Genomic DNA, 390 nt, shown 5'->3' on the forward strand with positions numbered 1-390 from the left:
ACCAAATAGGATCCATCAAAAATAATTTGACTTAAAGCCAAAGATGCTGAAGATGAATATTTTATACCAAATCCTAGAGGTAACACTTTATTGGGATTACCTAAAGGATTAAATGCATTCTCAGGAATAAAAGCTTTTTGAACAACAATATTATCTAGCAAGTTTGCGCTTCCGGTGATTTGTGGCAATCCTATCCCCCTAATCTCTCCAACCTTCGCTTTGGCTATCTCTTCATCCAAAGTAGCATTTCGGTAGCTTGTCTCATTAAGCAGCGCATAATCTATACACTGCTGCAGTGTAAAATTTTGTGCGTTAAGTGTGAATGCTGCAAACAGCATTGCGAACCATTGTACATATCTATTCATAAAATAAAAAATTGATTATTCTTCC

Annotated in this window: 1 protein-coding gene; it reads right to left on the reverse strand. The window is 35.6% G+C overall.

The annotated features are described in order from the left end of the window. Positions 1–338 (reverse strand): hypothetical protein (locus D7Y13_RS45550; protein WP_208734759.1); only part of this gene is annotated, 338 nt, incomplete at its 3' end. Between the last annotated feature and the right edge of the window lie 52 nt (positions 339–390).

The sequence above is a fragment of the Corallococcus praedator genome (genome assembly GCF_003612125.1).
GTDB lineage: Bacteria > Myxococcota > Myxococcia > Myxococcales > Myxococcaceae > Corallococcus > Corallococcus praedator.